15 protein-coding genes, 1 tRNA gene and 1 pseudogene are annotated in these 16,374 nt (G+C 62.5%); 11 read left to right on the forward strand and 6 right to left on the reverse strand.

Annotated elements, in window-relative coordinates; all coding sequences use genetic code 11:
- Positions 1-41: 41 nt before the first annotated feature.
- Positions 42-263, reverse strand: coding sequence for a DNA-binding protein (locus PF66_RS28040; protein ID WP_054060034.1), 222 nt, complete (start codon positions 261-263; stop codon positions 42-44).
- A gap of 80 nt (positions 264-343) precedes the next feature.
- Here PF66_RS28040 and PF66_RS28045 point away from each other — a divergent pair, with 80 nt between their 5' ends.
- The 5 genes from PF66_RS28045 to PF66_RS28065 all read left to right on the forward strand — a co-directional run bounded on the left by PF66_RS28045 (position 344) and on the right by PF66_RS28065 (position 4,051).
- Positions 344-709, forward strand: coding sequence for a helix-turn-helix domain-containing protein (locus PF66_RS28045; RefSeq protein ID WP_054060033.1), 366 nt, complete (start codon positions 344-346; stop codon positions 707-709).
- A gap of 142 nt (positions 710-851) precedes the next feature.
- Positions 852-1,490, forward strand: coding sequence for a response regulator transcription factor GacA (gene gacA, locus PF66_RS28050; protein ID WP_010446530.1), 639 nt, complete (start codon positions 852-854; stop codon positions 1,488-1,490).
- A 2-nt stretch (positions 1,491-1,492) separates the two neighbouring features.
- The gene (gene uvrC / locus PF66_RS28055) at positions 1,493-3,316 is read left to right on the forward strand and encodes an excinuclease ABC subunit UvrC (RefSeq protein WP_054060032.1); all 1,824 of its coding nucleotides are present in this window, start codon (positions 1,493-1,495) and stop codon (positions 3,314-3,316) included.
- Positions 3,317-3,348: 32 nt separating this feature from the next.
- Positions 3,349-3,909, forward strand: a complete 561-nt coding sequence (gene pgsA, locus PF66_RS28060; RefSeq protein WP_054060031.1) for a CDP-diacylglycerol--glycerol-3-phosphate 3-phosphatidyltransferase — start codon at positions 3,349-3,351, stop codon at positions 3,907-3,909.
- 66 nt (positions 3,910-3,975) lie between these two features.
- Positions 3,976-4,051 (forward strand) — tRNA-Gly (locus PF66_RS28065).
- Positions 4,052-4,319: 268 nt separating this feature from the next.
- Here PF66_RS28065 and PF66_RS32890 read toward each other — a convergent pair.
- The 5 genes and pseudogenes from PF66_RS32890 to PF66_RS28090 all read right to left on the reverse strand — a co-directional run.
- Positions 4,320-4,556: pseudogene (locus PF66_RS32890) on the reverse strand (integrase core domain-containing protein); the annotation flags it as partial.
- A gap of 272 nt (positions 4,557-4,828) precedes the next feature.
- Positions 4,829-6,316 carry an aldehyde dehydrogenase gene (locus tag PF66_RS28075; RefSeq protein ID WP_054064474.1) on the reverse strand — a complete coding sequence of 496 codons (1,488 nt, stop codon included), beginning with the start codon at positions 6,314-6,316 and terminating at the stop codon, positions 4,829-4,831.
- Between the two features lie 4 nt (positions 6,317-6,320).
- Positions 6,321-7,220: a dihydrodipicolinate synthase family protein gene (locus PF66_RS28080; RefSeq protein ID WP_054060028.1), complete on the reverse strand. Its 900-nt coding sequence runs from the start codon at positions 7,218-7,220 to the stop codon at positions 6,321-6,323.
- A 106-nt stretch (positions 7,221-7,326) separates the two neighbouring features.
- Positions 7,327-8,655 carry an MFS transporter gene (locus PF66_RS28085; RefSeq protein WP_054064475.1) on the reverse strand — a complete coding sequence of 443 codons (1,329 nt, stop codon included), beginning with the start codon at positions 8,653-8,655 and terminating at the stop codon, positions 7,327-7,329.
- A 124-nt stretch (positions 8,656-8,779) separates the two neighbouring features.
- Positions 8,780-10,099: an NAD(P)/FAD-dependent oxidoreductase gene (locus PF66_RS28090; protein WP_054060026.1), complete on the reverse strand. Its 1,320-nt coding sequence runs from the start codon at positions 10,097-10,099 to the stop codon at positions 8,780-8,782.
- 466 nt (positions 10,100-10,565) lie between these two features.
- Between PF66_RS28090 and PF66_RS28095 the strand changes: the two genes are divergently transcribed.
- The 6 genes from PF66_RS28095 (at position 10,566) to PF66_RS28120 (ending at position 16,367) form a co-directional block, all read left to right on the forward strand.
- Positions 10,566-11,258, forward strand: a complete 693-nt coding sequence (locus PF66_RS28095) for a GntR family transcriptional regulator (RefSeq protein WP_054060025.1) — start codon at positions 10,566-10,568, stop codon at positions 11,256-11,258.
- A 363-nt stretch (positions 11,259-11,621) separates the two neighbouring features.
- Positions 11,622-12,473, forward strand: coding sequence for a glycine betaine ABC transporter substrate-binding protein (locus PF66_RS28100; RefSeq protein ID WP_054060024.1), 852 nt, complete (start codon positions 11,622-11,624; stop codon positions 12,471-12,473).
- A gap of 75 nt (positions 12,474-12,548) precedes the next feature.
- Complete coding sequence (locus tag PF66_RS28105; RefSeq protein WP_054064476.1) at positions 12,549-13,661, forward strand: quaternary amine ABC transporter ATP-binding protein; 1,113 nt, start codon at positions 12,549-12,551, stop codon at positions 13,659-13,661.
- A gap of 2 nt (positions 13,662-13,663) precedes the next feature.
- Positions 13,664-14,512 (forward strand): ABC transporter permease, encoded by an 849-nt coding sequence (locus tag PF66_RS28110; RefSeq protein ID WP_054064477.1) that lies wholly within the window; start codon positions 13,664-13,666, stop codon positions 14,510-14,512.
- On the forward strand, positions 14,509-15,363 hold the full coding sequence (locus tag PF66_RS28115; RefSeq protein WP_054064478.1) for an ABC transporter permease: 855 nt from the start codon (positions 14,509-14,511) through the stop codon (positions 15,361-15,363). The genes PF66_RS28110 and PF66_RS28115 overlap by 4 nt, the downstream gene beginning before the upstream one ends.
- A gap of 5 nt (positions 15,364-15,368) precedes the next feature.
- On the forward strand, positions 15,369-16,367 hold the full coding sequence (locus PF66_RS28120; protein ID WP_054064525.1) for a 4-hydroxyproline epimerase: 999 nt from the start codon (positions 15,369-15,371) through the stop codon (positions 16,365-16,367).
- The last annotated feature ends 7 nt before the right edge of the window (positions 16,368-16,374 follow it).

Here is a 16,374-nt window from a genome sequence, read left to right on the forward strand (position 1 = left end):
CTCGATATTTCGAGGCGCATACTGGACTCAAACGCGGGGGCCTATTCCTCGCTCCGATCGTTGTCGTCGAGGATGATTCCGTCCTTCATGCCCAGCAGGACCGCCACCTTATGGGCTTCCCCGCGGCGTCCCTTTTTGCGCCCGGCGAGCACTTGATAGGTGGTTGCCGGATCGACGCCATGCTCGCGTGCAAACTCCTGAACCGATTTTCCTTGATGTTCCAGCCAAGCCTTGGCTTGTGCAGCGGTGCGAATACCGGGCATAGTTCAAAACCGTTCAATTTTGTTTAATTTTGTTGAATTCACCCCCTTTAAGGGTGCATGACTTGGGATATTACATCCAAATGAGTGGAATTGGTTCCCGGTTACGACAAGAGAGGGAGCGACTTGGATTGTCGCAGAAGGCTTTTGGCGAAATCGGTGGCGTTGAAGCCAACGCCCAGGGCAAATACGAGAGCGGCGATCGCGCGCCGAAGGCCGACTACCTGTCGCGGGTGGCCGAGCGTGGGGTCGATGTGCTGTATGTCCTGACCGGCAACCGGACGCCGACGCTGATCGACAATCTCAGCTCCAGCGAAGAGAAGGTGCTGGGCAGCTACCGCAGCCTGCGCAAGGCTGACCAGGAGGCGATCAGCCAACTGACCACGACGCTGGCCGAAGCGGTCGGCTCCTACGGTGCCAAGGGTCGCAGGGACCCGCAAGACCGCTGAGAAGCGGTCCTCCCCCCCATCGACGTCACAGGCGCCCAGAGCGCAATGACACTCTTATGTGACGCTTGCCGCTAGGTCTGGCCGCCGGTTTTTTGCTAAGGTGGTCAATAATCTGATAAGACCATATTCGCGAGGTGTCTGCTTGATTAGGGTGCTAGTTGTCGATGACCATGATCTTGTGCGTACAGGCATTACCCGGATGCTTGCCGACATCGATGGCCTGCAGGTTGTGGGACAGGCGGAGTCGGGAGAGCAGGCCCTGCTGAAAACGCGGGAGCTCAAGCCGGATGTCGTGCTGATGGACGTCAAGATGCCGGGTATCGGCGGCCTTGAAGCAACGCGCAAATTGCTGCGTAGCCACCCTGATATCAAGGTCGTGGCGGTCACCGTGTGCGAGGAGGATCCGTTCCCGACGCGGTTGATGCAGGCCGGGGCCTCGGGCTACCTGACCAAGGGCGCGGGGCTGGCGGAAATGGTCCAGGCGATTCGCCTGGTGTTCGCCGGGCAGCGTTACATCAGCCCGCAGATCGCCCAGCAGATGGCGCTCAAGTCGTTCCAGCCGGCCAGCGAATCGCCGTTCGATGCCTTGTCCGAACGGGAAATCCAGATCGCCCTGATGATCGTCGGCTGCCAGAAGGTGCAGATCATTTCCGACAAGCTGTGTCTGTCACCGAAAACCGTCAATACCTACCGTTACCGGATCTTCGAGAAGCTGTCGGTCAGCAGTGATGTCGAGTTGACGCTTCTGGCCGTGCGCCATGGCATGGTCGATGCCGGCTGACAATGACTGAACCGTTCGATTCCAGCGCTTTTCTTTCTACCTGCAGTGGCCGTCCCGGTGTGTATCGCATGTTCGACAGCGATGCACGCCTGCTGTACGTGGGCAAGGCCAAGAACCTGAAGAATCGCCTCGCCAGCTATTTCCGCAAGACCGGCCTCGCGCCGAAGACCGCCGCCCTGGTGGCGCGTATCGCCCAGGTCGAGACCACCATCACCGCCAACGAAACCGAGGCGTTGCTGCTGGAGCAGACGCTGATCAAGGAGTGGCGCCCGCCCTACAACATCCTGTTGCGCGACGATAAGTCCTACCCCTATGTCTTCCTCTCGGACGGGGACTATCCGCGCCTGAGCATTCACCGTGGGGCGAAGAAGCTCAAGGGCAAGTATTTCGGGCCGTATCCGAGCGCCGGGGCGATTCGCGAGAGTCTGGCGCTGTTGCAGAAAACCTTCCATGTGCGCCAGTGCGAGGACAGTTACTACAAGAACCGCACCCGGCCATGCCTGCAGTACCAGATCAAGCGCTGCAAGGCGCCCTGTGTCGGCTTGGTCGAGCCCCGGGAATACGCCGAGGATGTCCGCCATTCGGTGATGTTCCTCGAAGGGCGCAGCAATGCCCTGAGCGATGAGCTCAATGCCGGCATGGAACAGGCGGCCAGCACCCTCGACTTCGAGAAGGCGGCTGAGCTGCGCGATCAGATCGCGCTGCTGCGCCGTGTGCAGGACCAGCAGAGCATGGAAGGCGGCAATGGCGACGTCGATGTCATCGCCGCCTTCGTCAACCCGGGTGGTGCCTGCGTGCACCTGATCAGCGTGCGGGGCGGGCGGGTCCTGGGCAGCAAGAACTTCTTTCCGCAGGTGGGCATCGATGAGGACGTTTCCGAAGTCATGGCGGCCTTCCTCGGCCAGTACTTCATCAGCAGCCCCGAGCGCGACCTGCCCAGTGAACTGATCGTCAACGTGGTCCACGATGACTTCCCGACTCTGGTCGCTGCCATCGAGGAACTGCGCGGCCGCGAGTTGAGCATCAGTCACCGGGTACGGGGTACCCGGGCGCGCTGGCAACAACTGGCGGTGACCAACGCCGAACAGGCCCTGACCGCCCGCTTGGCCAACCGCCAGCATGTGGCGGCACGCTTCGACGCGCTGGCCGAGGTGCTGGATCTGGACGAGCCACCGCAGCGCCTGGAGTGCTACGACATCAGCCATTCCAGCGGCGAATCGACGGTGGCGTCCTGCGTGGTGTTCGGCCCGGAGGGGCCGATCAAGTCCGACTACCGCCGCTATAATATCGAGGGTGTCACGGCCGGCGACGACTACGCGGCCATGCACCAGGCGCTGACCCGCCGTTTTAGCCGGCTGAAGGAGGGGGAGGGCAAGTTGCCGGATATCCTCCTGGTGGACGGTGGCAAGGGGCAATTGTCCATGGCTCGCGACGTACTCAACGAACTGGCGGTGCCGGACCTGATCCTGCTCGGCGTCGCCAAGGGCGCGACGCGCAAGGCCGGTTTCGAGACCCTGTATCTCAACGATGCGGCCCACGAATTCACCCTCAAGGGCGATTCGCCGGCGCTGCACCTGATCCAGCAGATCCGCGACGAGGCCCACCGTTTCGCCATCACCGGCCATCGTGCGCGCCGCGGCAAGACCCGGCGGACCTCGACCCTGGAAGGGGTGGCCGGCGTCGGGCCGAAACGCCGGCGTGAGTTGCTCAAGCATTTCGGTGGATTGCAGGAACTGTCCCGGGCCAGCATCGATGAGATCGCCAAGGCGCCGGGGATCAGCAAAAAGCTCGCAGAGTTGATTTATGCCAGTCTGCACAGCGAGTAGAATGCCCTTTCACTTCGTAGCCAGTTGTGCCGATGAATATCCCTAATCTGATCACCGTTCTGCGCGTTGTACTTATCCCGATCTTCATTCTGTTGTTTTACCTGCCGTACCAGTGGAGTTACCTGGCGGCCAGTTCGGTTTTCGCCTTTGCCGCGGCAACGGACTGGCTCGATGGCTACCTGGCACGACGCCTGGAACAGAGCACGCCATTCGGTGCCTTCCTGGACCCGGTGGCCGACAAACTGATGGTGGCGGTGGCCCTGGTCCTGCTGGTGCAGGAGCACGCCAACTTCTGGCTGACCTTTCCGGCGGTGGTGATCATTGGACGTGAGATCGTGGTGTCGGCCCTGCGCGAGTGGATGGCCGAGATCGGTGCGCGTGCACAGGTCGCGGTTTCGAAGATGGGCAAATGGAAAACCGCCGCGCAGATGCTGGCGCTGGTGATCCTGCTGGCCAACCCCTCGGCCCTCAGCTTCTGGGTCGTGGTCGGCTATGCGCTGTTGATGGTCGCTGCGGGCCTGACCCTGTGGTCGATGGTGCAGTATCTGCGGGCCGCCTGGCCGCACCTGCGGATCAATGGTGAAAATAAATAAAACTTTTTTGAATCAAGGGGTTGACGTGGTGCGTAGATTCTATAGAATGCGCATCACCAAGACGACGCGGGAATAGCTCAGTTGGTAGAGCACGACCTTGCCAAGGTCGGGGTCGCGAGTTCGAGTCTCGTTTCCCGCTCCAGTTACTGGATTTACAGAGTTCCATGGACAGCCACAGAAGTCTGTAAGTCATTGAAAAAAGGAGCTTCGGCTCCTTTTTTCGTTCCAGTGCCCTCCACTGGAATCCACCGCTAGCCACGCCCAACAAGTACAGAAATAAGTACATCGAATTTGGGCGTTGGCCAAGGCGAATTGTCGCTAGAGCCTACGAGTCCTTCAAGCCGATATCTCCTCCCTTGTATTGGAGGATAGTTCCATGGCTTTGACCGATAAGGCGGTGCGTGTAGTGGTCAACTAATCCCGGACACCTCGATAGGTAATTTCGGCACCATCGTCTGCTCGTAAGCAGTCGGTGGCAAATATCCCAGTTTCGAGTGCAGCCATTCGTTGTTGTAAAACCCAACGATGTATTCGGTGATGTCGCGTATGGCCTCGCCATGGTTGGCGTAATCACGCCGCCACACCCGTTCCATTTTCAAGCTCAGGAAGAAGCGCTCCATCACCGAGTTGTCCCAGCAGTTACCGTAGTGGTTCAATTTCCCCAGACACCCGATAGGTGGAACATGCATCTTTCAGGGGGCCGGGGAAGTTTAACCACTGCAGATGGCTGGAGCCGGAACGGGTGGTGTCTTGTACGCTAGGCAGGGGCATTCGCCAGGGATGTTCCAGATCGTCGCACACATGTACGGTCGCATCGCATATTGAGTAAGTTGCGGGGCGATGAGGTGGGGAAGGGGGCTGAGAGGTCAGAATCCCCACACACCGCTGTTGCGGCGTGTGGGGGTAAGTGTGGCGTGTATCAGTTGGCGTCGATCCAGATGGTCTTCAGCTCGGTGTACTGGTCGTGGGCCCACTGCGACTTGTCGCGACCACCGAAACCGGACTGCTTGTAGCCACCGAACGGCGTCGAGGCATCGCCTTCGCCGAAGCTGTTGACGGTGACGATACCGGCACGGATCTCCCGCGACAGGCGCAGCGCGTTGCGCAGGCTGCCGGTGTAGGCCGAGGCGGCCAGGCCGTAGATGGTATCGTTGGCCAGCTCGATCGCCTGGTCGAGGGTTTTGAACGAGGTCACGCTCAAGACCGGGCCGAACACCTCTTCACGGAACAGGGCGTTGTCGGACGGCACGTTGTCGACCACGGTCGGCTCGACGAAGCCGTCGGCGGCCTTGCCACCGAAGATGATCGACATCTTGTCGCCGGCGGCCTGCTCGATGTAGCTGCGCACTTTCTCGAAGTGCGATTTGCTGACCAGCGAACCCAGGCGATTGGCCGGGTCCAGCGGGTCGCCCAGGCTCCAGTCGCGCAGTTGCACGCCAATGCGCTCGAGCAGGGCGTCCTTGATGTCTTCGTGGACGATCAGGCGCGAGGAGGCCGAGCAGTTCTCGCCCATGTTCCAGAAGGCGCCGTTGACCACGTGACGGGCCACGCGGTCCAGGTCCTCGACATCGTCCATGACCACCGCCGGGTTCTTGCCACCCAGCTCCAGCACGATGCGCTTGAGGTTGGACTCGGCTGCGTACTGCAGGAACAGGCGACCGGTGTCGGTCGAGCCGGTGAAGCTGACCATGGTCACGTCGTCATGACGGCCCAGGGGCTCGCCGACTTCCTTGCCACCGCCAGGCACGACGTTGAACACGCCGGCCGGGATACCGGCCTGGTGCGCCAGTTCGGCCACGCGCAGGGCGGTGAGGGTGGTTTCCTTGGCCGGCTTGACCACGATCGAGCAACCGGCGGCCAGGGACGGGCCGATTTTCCAGGCCAGCATCAGCAGCGGGAAGTTCCACGGCAGCACCAGGCCGACCACGCCGATCGGCTCACGCACGACCAGGGTCAGGGCACCCGAACCGGTCGGTGCGGTGGCGTCGTAGATCTTGTCGATCAACTCGGCGTGCCAGCGCAGGGTGTGGATGGTCTCCGGCACGTCGGTGGCCTGGCATTCGCCGACCGGCTTGCCGCTGTCCAGGCTTTCCAGCACGGCCAGCTCGTGGGCGTTGTCTTCCAGCAGTTGGGCGAAGCGCAGCAGCACGTGCTTGCGCTCACCCGGCGAGAGCAGGTGCCAGCGACCGTCGTCGAAGGCTTCCTTGGCCGCAGCCACGGCCAGGTCGACGTCGCGGCTGTCGCAGGCGGTGATCTTCGCCAGCAACTGGCCGGTGGCCGGGTTGAAGGTGTCGAACGTCCGGCCGCCCAGGGCGTCGCGCAATTCCCCGCCGATGTAGGCCTGGGTCGGGAACTTCAGGTTGGCGGCAATCGCCGCGTATTCGTCTTTGCTCAGTACGTCGGTCATTTGCTCAGGCTCCCTTGATTGCGGCGATTTTGGCCTTGAGGGTTTTGATGATTTCCTGCAGGGCTGCTTGCTCCTGTTCGTCCAGGCCGCTCAGCGGTGCGCGCACGCCACCGGTGACCAGGCCGTTGAGAGCCACGCCGTGCTTGATCGACTGGACGAACTTGCCACCTTCGAGGAAGTCCATCAGCGGCATCATCGCGGCCATGATCTGGCGACCCTTGGCGAAGTTGCCTTCCAGCACACAGGCTTCGTACAGGGCGATGTGTTCGGCCGGGATGAAGTTGGAACCGGCACAGACCCAGCTGCGCGCGCCCCAGGCGAAGAATTCCAGGGCCTGATCGTCCCAGCCGCAGGACAGGGCGATCTGTGGGTAGCGCTCGCCGAAGTGGTGGATGCGGGCGATGTCACCGGAGCTTTCCTTGATCGCGACGATGTTGCGGCTGCTGCTCACGGCTTCGAAGAACTCGGGGCCCATGTCGACGCTCATGCGGCCCGGGTAGTTGTAGAGCATGATCGGTAGGCCGGCGGCGCGGTCGACCGCCAGCACGTGGTTGGCGATTTCCTGCTGGGTCGGCAGCGCGTAGGGTGGCGAACCGACCAGGATGGCGTCGGCCTTGGCCGCCTTGGCGGCTTCGGCGTAGGCGACCGACTCCTCGGTGCGGATGGCGCCGGTACCGATCACCAGCGGGGTGCGGCCATTGATCACTTCGGCGGCCAGGCGGGTCAGGTCCAGGCGTTCCTGGATGCTGTGGGCGTAGTACTCGCCGGTTGAGCCGCCGATGATGATGCCGTGCACCTTCTGCTCGATCAGGTATTCCAGGACCTGGGCGAAGGCGCCGCTGTCGATGGAGCCGTCAGCGGCCAGGGGGGTGATGGCGGGGGTAAAGATACCGTCGAAGTTCATCATTGTTCTCCAGAGAATCAAGGGTGGGGGTGACGCCGCCAGCGAACGTGGTGCTGGCGGCGTCGGTACTACTCAGTTCATCAATGCAGTCAGTTCATCAAAGCGGTCAGTTCAGCGAAGCGGCCTGCTGCAGGTTCAGCGAGCGGGTTTCCGGGGCCAGGGCCCAGGAGAAGGCCAGGCCGACGAAGGTGACAATGGCGGCGGCGTACATGGTCTGTTCGATACCGATGCTGTCCAGGGCCGCCGGTACCAGCCAGGTGCCCACCGCGGCGCCGATGCGTGACAGCGAGGTGCCGACGCCCACGGCCTGGGCGCGGATCTCGGTCGGGAAGATTTCGTTCGGGTACACCAGTTGCAGCACCTGGGCACCGCCGATGAACAGCGCGTAGGCGCCGAACAGGGTGAGGATCACCAGGCCCGAAGCGTTGTGCGAGGCGCCCAGGGCGAGCAGGGCCAGGCCGGACCAGAAGAAGCTGTGGATCAGCATCCGCCGACGACCCAGGCTATTGATCAGGCGGGTGGCGACGATGCAGCCGACCACGAACAGCAGGGTGATCGCCACCGAGCCGACCGAGGCCAGGGTGCCGTCCAGGTTGAGGGCGCGCAGCACTTGCGGGGCGAAGGCATACACGGCGAACACCGGGATGACCGAGCAGGTCCAGAACATGGTCACGAACAGCATGCGCTTGCCGTAGCCTGAGTGCAGCAGGCTGAGGATCGAGACTTTGCGCTCGGCCGGCTCCTCCGGCAGGTTGTCCAGCGAGTACGACGGACCGAACACCTGCTGGATGATCGCCTCGGCTTCCTGGGCGCGACCTTTCTTGAGCAGCCAGCGTGGCGACTCGGGCGTGCCCAGGCGTACCAGGAACAGCAGCGCGCCAATCACCGCGGCACTGGCCAGAACCAGGCGCCAGGCATCGGGGCCGGCGAAGTGGAGCAGAAGCTCGCCCACCAGGTAGGCGAAGGCGGCACCGGCGAACCAGAGGATGGTCAGCGTCGCCAGGCGTGGGCCGCGATACTTGCGCGGCAGGAATTCCACCAGCAGGGCGGTGGCGACCGGGTATTCGATGCCGATGGCGGCCCCCAGCAGCAGGCGGGCGATGAAAATCTCCTCGCCGGACTGGGCCCAGAGCTGGGCCAGCGAGCAGAGGATGAACAGGGTCGGGCCGACGAAGAAGATCCGCTGGCGGCCGAAGCGGTCGGTCAGCCAGCCGCCGACGAAACCGCCGAAGAAGATGCCGATCAGCGCCGAGGCGGCGATCAGGCCTTGCCAGAAGGCGTTCAGGCTCAGGGCGGCGGCCATGTGCACGATGGCCACGCCGACGATGCTCAGTACATAACCGTCGACGAAGGAGCCGCCGCCGGAGCGGACGGTCAGGCGCTGGTGAAAGCGGTTGAGGGGGGCGTCTTCGATCGAGTGATGGTTGTTTTTCATATTGTCTCCACGTGTTGATCGTTCGCAGCTTCCGGCCTGATGCGGACGGGGCCGGGCCGCACCGCGACATCCGGGGAACGTCGCGGCAAATCGTTCAGGGGCCCGGCTGGAGCGGGCCCGGCTTTCAGCTCTCCGCGCCGGCGCGGTACTGACCCCAGCGCAGGTTCATGTTCACGCCCATCGACAGAAACGGTTGTGGCGGGTTGGCGCAAGGGCCCGGGGCCTTGAGCAGGAACCGGGTGAGTTCGTCTTCCTGGCCACTGAGCCAGTCGCCCAGCAGCTTGCCGGTGGCGGTGCCGCGGGTGACGCCCAGGCCGTTGCAACCCAGGGCGCCATAGACGTTGGGTGCCAGTTGGCCGAAGAAGCCGTTGTGGTTGCGGGTCATCGCCAGGGCTCCGCCCCAGGTGTATTCGAAATCCACGTTGGGCAGCATCGGGAAGCGCCGGGTGTAGGAGGCGCGGTGACGCTCGATGAAGCGCTCCAGGTAGCGCTCCCGGGCGCGGCCGTCGGGGTTGAAGCTGAAGCTGTTGCGGATCAGCAGGCGCTGGTCCGGGGTGCGGCGCACGGTGGTGCCGAACGGGTCGGCGGGGATGATGCCCCAGTACGGATCGCCGCCCAGGCGCGCCTGTTCTTCGTCGGTGAGCGGGCGGGTGATGCTGGCGTAGGTGAAGATCGGCAGCATGCGGCCCTTGAGGAAACCGAAGTGCATGCCGAACGCGTTGTTGGCCAGGACCAGGCGGTCGGCCTCGATGCTGCCGTTGGCATGCTTGAGGACGATGCGCGGGCTGTACTCGACCTCGAGGATCGGCGTGTGTTCATACAGGCTGACGTTGCCGGGCAGGGTGTCGGCCAGGCCCTTGACCAGGGCCGACGGCTGGATCAGCGCGGTGCCGGGAGTGAACAGCGCCTGGCGGTAGAAGCCGGTGCCGACCCGCTGGCGCAGGGCCTCGGCGCCGACCATCTCGCACGGTTCGCCGAGTTTCTCCAGGCCACGCCGGTAGGCGTCGAGCACGGCCATGCCGCGATCCTCGACGGCGGCCTGGTACTTGCCGCAGAAGGTCATCTGGCAGTCGATGCCGTAGGTGTCGACCAGTTGCTTGAGGTAGCGCTGGCCGGACAGGTTCAGCTTGAGCACGGTCCTGGCGGTGTCGATGTCGCCGATGTAGTCCTCGGCGCCGATATCGTGGGGCAGGTCGATGGCGAAACCGGCGTTACGCCCGGAGGGGCCGAAGCCGACCTCCTGGGCTTCCACCAGGATTACTTCATCATTCGGATGGCCCAGCGCCAACTGGCGGGCGGCGGCCAGGCCGGTGAACCCGGCACCGACCACCACCCAGCGCGCCTTGGAGTGGCCAGTATGCGCGGGACGGGCCTGGCGCTTCTGGCTGAGGTGATACCAACCGCAGGTCTTGTCGTCGGCTGGAAGGGAACTGATCTGTACCATGGGCACCGCTCTTTTGTTATTTGACATCACCCGTGGGCGACACGGATCGCCACGGAAAACTTGATGTATACATGTTGTATCCACAAATATGCGGCAGGTTGTCGCGGCTGTCGAGTGCCGTTGGGCATGCTCGTGAGCAAAGCGCTGCAAATGTCGTTGGCAGACGATGGGATGTCGCAGGCAAACTGGTCGACCTGGACGGCGTGCCGGGAAACCGGCTGAAGAGGGCAAGCACGTCTCGGAAATCGGTGTTTGTCGATTTCCGACAGATTCATACTTAAAACCGACTATTTTTCGTAGGACGAATGTTGGCTAAGTGATTGATTTAAAATGGAAAACTCTGAATCCATCTTGTGTTCGTTGTGTATACACAGTGAATTCAATGGATTGACCGCGCCCGAGTTGCGTGGGAGTCTGTTCTCAACCACGGTGCCATCACTGGCATCCAGAACACCGGAGGTCCCTGGTGAAAAGTGGCAAAACTGGGCTTTACGAAGACCTGAAGCGGCAGATCCTGACGATGGAGCTCGATCCTGATCAGGTTCTGGATGAGGTCACCTTGAGTGAGCGCTACGGTCTTTCTCGCACCCCGGTTCGAGAAGTGTTTCGGCGCCTGGAAGGTGAGGGCTACCTGGATATTCGCGAGAACCGTGGAACCCGGGTGATCCCGATGAACCATTCGACGCTGCGTAATTTTTTTCTGGTAGCACCGATGATCTACGCTGCCATTGGGCGCCTGGCGGTGCAGAACTTCACACCGGCGCAGTTGGAGGAGCTCAAACAGACCCAGCAGCGTTTTCGGCAGGCCTCGGTGGAAAGAAATCCCCTGGCTCTGGCGCTGGAGAACAACCGCTTTCACGAAATCATGGGTGAAATGGCCGGCAACCCGTACCTGAAGCCGAGCCTGTCACGGTTGTTGATCGATCACGCACGGATCGGCCACACGTTCTACCGGCCGCGTGATCAGGACATGGAGCAACGCCTGGATCTATCGGTGGAACACCACGACGAGTTCATCGATGCGATCGCCAGGCACGATGAAAACCGGGTGGTGGACCTGGTGTTCGAACACTGGGAGCTGTCGCGAGCGAACATGCAGATGTTCATTGCCCCGCAGGCACTGAAGGCCGACTCGCTGGTGGAGGGCCCCTTGAGTTAAACGTTGGCGTGTGGTGTGTCGAGGTTCGAAGGTATGACGGCACCGGTCGCTGTGGCGTGGTACCTACCAACCCTCGAGGGCGACACCTGCCATTCCCCGGCTGCTGGTACAGGGCCGGTCTGTCCGCGAGGGCACAGGCTCACCGAATACGGTCAGGGTCTTTTCAATATTCCTGAATAACAGCGTCATCGCTGACGTTGTACAGAACTTCCGGCAGAAGCTTTTGCCGGGAATGGGTTGCTACGCGCCGTAAAAGAGGATTCAGACACTCGCATCGACAATAAAAACAAACATCAAAACTCCAACAACAATAGCAAGTGCTTGTTCTGCCGTTACAAAAAATAACCAATTCGGGGAACCACCATGAAGATGTTTAAGAAAGCGTTCTGTGCCTTGGCTCTGGCGGCGGCAGTTGTTCTGCCGACCCACGCCGAAGAAAAAACCATCACCATGGGCACCTTGTCCTGGGAAGATTTGACACCCATCACCGGTATTACCAAAAAAGTGCTGGAAGATCAGGGCTATACCGTCAAGGTCACCCAATTCTCCGAGTGGGGTATCGCCTACGCGGCATTGGGCAAGGGCGATGTGCAGATCCTCGCCTCGCAGATCGACTATGCCGCCAATGACTACTGGAACAAGAACAAGAACCGGCTCGAGAAGATCTCGCCGGTTTCCTACGGCCTCTACCAGGCCATCGCCGTCCCCAACTACGTGACCATCAATTCCCTGGAAGAGCTCAACGCCAATGCCGACAAGTTCGGTGGCAAAATCATCGGTATCGAACCCGGTTCGGGCCTGATGAGCGACGCGGCCAACGCCGTCAAGGCCTATGGCCTCAAGCTCAACCTGCTCGAAGGCAGTACCGCGGCGATGACCGCCGCCCTCAAGGCCGCCGTGGACCGCAAGGAATGGATCGCCGTGGCGATCTGGGATCCGTCCTGGATGACCCAGAAGTTCGACGTCAAGTTCCTCGCCGACCCGAAAGGCATCTTCCCGCCACCGCAAGGCTACTACTGGATTGGTCAGAAGGGCTTCAGCGCCGCCAATTCCCGTGCGCGCGAAGTGATCGCCAGTGTCTATGTGCCGCTGGCCGACATCAAGGCGATCAATGGTGCCGTCAAGGATGGCAAGAGCATGGACGCGGCAATCAAGGACTGGACCGACAGTCACGCCGAACTGCTCAAACGCTGGGAAAACATCAAGAAAGACTGATTGTTTTGAAACTTGCCAGCTGCCGAACTTGAATGCATTACAGGCCTGAACTTAAAAAGGCCGGACGGGATTGATATGAGTACGCAAACAGTAGACGCCCAAGAAGTACTGGTGAGTTGCCAGTCTGTCTGGAAAGTATTTGGCGAGCGCTCCGAAGAGGCGATGCGCGCGGTCATTGAAAAGGGGCTCTCGAAGAAACAGATACTGCATGACTACAGTTGTGTCGTGGGGGTATCGGACGTCAATCTGGAAGTGCGCCGTGGTGAGATCTTCTGCATCATGGGCCTGTCCGGCAGCGGCAAGTCAACCTTGATCCGGCTGTTGAACAAACTCATCACGCCCAGTGCCGGCAAGGTGCTGGTCAAGGGGCGTGAACTCAATTCGCTCAACCCCCAGCAACTGCGTGACATGCGTGCCAAGCACATTGGCATGGTGTTCCAGAGTGTGGCCCTGCTGCCACACCGCACGGTGCTGGAAAACACCGCCTTCGGCCTGGAGGTACAGGGTGTACCCAAGGCCGAACGGCTGAAAGTGGCCGAACGGGCCTTGGCCAAGGTCAGTCTCAGCGATTGGGCCAACCGCTACCCCAACGAACTCTCCGGCGGCATGCAGCAGCGTGTCGGCCTGGCCCGCGCCATCACCGCGGACCCTGAAGTGATCCTGATGGACGAACCGTTCAGCGCGCTCGACCCGCTGATCCGTCGCCAATTGCAGGATGAATTCCGCCAGTTGACCAAGGAACTGGGCAAGTCGGCGGTGTTCATCACCCACGACCTGGAAGAGGCGATCCGCATCGGCGATCGCATCGCCATCATGAAGGACGGCATGATCATTCAGGTCGGTACGGCCGAGGACATCGTGCTCAACCCGGCCGACGACTATGTGGCTGAATTCGTCGCCGGCATCTCGCGCCTGCACCTGGTCAAGGCGCATTCGATCATGGCTCCGGTGGCCGTGTTCCAGCAGGTCCATCCGGGCGTCGACGTGTCGCGCCTGGCCCAGGTGGCCTCGGATGCCGACCTGGACCACATCATCGGCCTGGCGACCCAGTCCGAGCGTGATGCGCTGGCGGTGGTCCAGGCCGGCGTGGTGGTCGGGGTGATCACCATTCGCGACCTGCTGCGCGGCGTGCAAGGCATCGCCAACGAGCACGCCGAAGTGGCCGGCGAACTGCGGGAGAGGGCGTGATCATGGCCTTCGAAAGCTTCCCCGAACAATTCGACAGCACGGTCGATGCGATGCTCGAATGGCTTCAGGATAACGCCTCCTCGCTGTTCGACGGCATCAACGCCGGGCTGCAGGGCCTGTACCAGGGCCTGTACTGGCTGCTGCAACTGCCACCGTTCTACGTGACGGCGCTGTTGCTGGCGTTGCTCGGCTGGCGCCTGGCCGGCTTGCGTTTCGCCCTCGGCACGCTGGCGGCCATGCTGTTCTGCGCGCTCATCGGTATGTGGGGGGAAACCATGAGCACCCTGGCACTGGTGGTGGCCGCCACCGTGCTGGCGCTGCTGGTCGCCATTCCGCTCGGCGTGGTGGCGGGCCTGCTGCCGGCCCTGGACCGGATCGTGGAGCCGGCACTGGACCTGATCCAGACCCTGCCGCCCTACATCTACCTGCTGCCGGCCATCGCCTTGCTCGGCTATGGCCCCGGTACCGCGCTGATCGCCACCTTCATCGTCGCCTTCGCTCCGGCGTTTCGCCTCACCGCGCTGGGGATCCGCATGACGCCCACCGCGTTCGTCGAACTGGGTCACGCCAGCGGTGTGACCGGCTGGCAGATGTTCAGCAAGATCCGCCTGCCGTTCGCCCTGCCGAGCATCATGGCCGGGGTCAACCAGAGCCTGATGATGGCCTTCGGCATGGTGGTGATTGCCGGCATCGTCGGTTCCGGTGGGCTGGGACAAGTGATCTACAACGCCATCCGTACCCTCGACATCGCCACTTCGATCGACGCCGCCATCGCCATCGTGATCCTGACCATGGTGATCGACCGCATGGCCCAGAGCGCCACCCCCAAAGCCCGGGAGAATCGCGAATGAACCTCGCCGACCTGCAGTTTTCTCCAGGGCGCTACATCGCGCCGGTGGTCGATTGGCTCAATACCAACCTGCACGGCTTCTTCGCGGCCGTGAGCAGCCTGATCTCACTGGTGCTCGGCGCCGTGGAGTCGGCTTTCCTGGCCCTGCCACCGCTGGCGGTGATCGCGATCGTGTTCATCGGCACGCTGCTGGCGGCGCGCCTGCGCGTGGCGATACTGGCGGTGGTCATGCTCGGCTTCTGCCTGCTCGCCGGATTGTGGACCGCCTCGATGCAGACCATCGCGCTGGTGTCGGTGTCGGTGCTGATCTCGGTGAGCATCGCCTTCCCGCTGGGTATCCTGGCTTCGCGCATCAAGCGGGTCGACGCCATGCTCAGCCCGCTGCTGAACGTGATGCAGACCGTGCCGCCGTGGGTCTACCTGATCCCGGCGGTGATGATCTTCAGCCTTGGCCGCGTGCCGGCGATCATCGCCACGGTGATCTACGGCATTCCACCGATGCTGCGCCTGACCACCCTGGCGTTCAACCAGATCCCCAAGCACATGCTGGAGCTGGGCAACGCCATGGGCGCTTCGCCGCGCACCATCCTCTTCAAGATCGAAATCCCGCTGGCCATGCCGACCCTCCTGGTCGGCCTGAACCAGTGCATCCTGCTGTCGCTGGCGATGGTGGTCCTGGCCGGGCTGGTCGGTGCCGGTGGCCTGGGCGCCGAGGTGACCCGTGGGCTGACGCGCATGGAAATGGGCCTGGGCCTGCGGGCGGGGCTGGCGATCGTCGCCGTCGCCTTGCTGCTCGACCGCGTCTCGCGCGGCGTACTGGAACGCAATCGGCAGCCACGCCACGGGAAATGATCACCATGAAGAACAGCTTTTTCTGCATCGACGCACACACCTGCGGCAACCCGGTACGACTGGTGGCGGGTGGCGCACCGATGCTGCCGCACCTGCCCATCGCCGAGCGCCGCGAGTTGTTCGTCGAGCGCCATGACTGGGTCCGCCAGGCGCTGATGTTCGAGCCGCGCGGTCATGACGTGATGTCCGGCGCGATCCTCTACCCGCCGTATCGCGACGACTGCGACGTGGCCGTGCTGTTCATCGAGGTCAGTGGTTGTCTGCCGATGTGCGGCGCCGGGACGATCGGCCTGGTCACCAGTGCCCTGCAGGAAGGGCTGGTGACGCCACGGGTGCCCGGCAAGCTGGCGCTGGAAACGCCGGCTGGTCGGGTCGATGTCGAGTACCGCATGCAGGAAGGCCGGGTCAGCAGTGTGAAGATGCTCAACGTCACCAGCTACCTGCATGCCACCGATGTGACGGTGGAGATTGAGGGAGTAGGGTGGCTAAGCGTGGACATCGCCTACGGCGGCAACTACTACGCGGTGGTCGAACCCCAGTCGAACTGGCCTGGGCTGGAGGGCGCCAAGGCCTCCACGCTGATTGCCCTGAGCCAGAAGCTGCGCAGCGCATTGGCCTCGGTGATCGACCCGGTCCATCCGCTCGATGAGCGCATCCGTGGCGTGCATCACGTGATCTGGTGCGACCAGCCGGACAACCCGCAGGTCGATGGGCGCTGCGCGGTGTTCTATGGCGAGCAGGCCATCGACCGCTCCCCGGGCGGCACCGGCACCAGCGCGCGCATGGCACAACTTCACGGCCGTGGCCGGCTCGCGGTGGGCCAGGATTTCCGCCACCAGAGCCTGATCGGCACCACCTTCACCGGACGGGTCGAGGCACAGACCACGCTCGGTGCCCATACCGCTATCCAGCCCAGCGTAACGGGTTGGGCCAGGGTCACCGGATACAACACGATCGTCGTCGACGACGAGGATCCGTTGGCCCATGGCTTTCAGATCACTTGATATGAGC

Source organism: Pseudomonas asplenii (assembly GCF_001293465.1).
In the GTDB taxonomy this organism is placed as follows: domain Bacteria; phylum Pseudomonadota; class Gammaproteobacteria; order Pseudomonadales; family Pseudomonadaceae; genus Aquipseudomonas; species Aquipseudomonas fuscovaginae_B.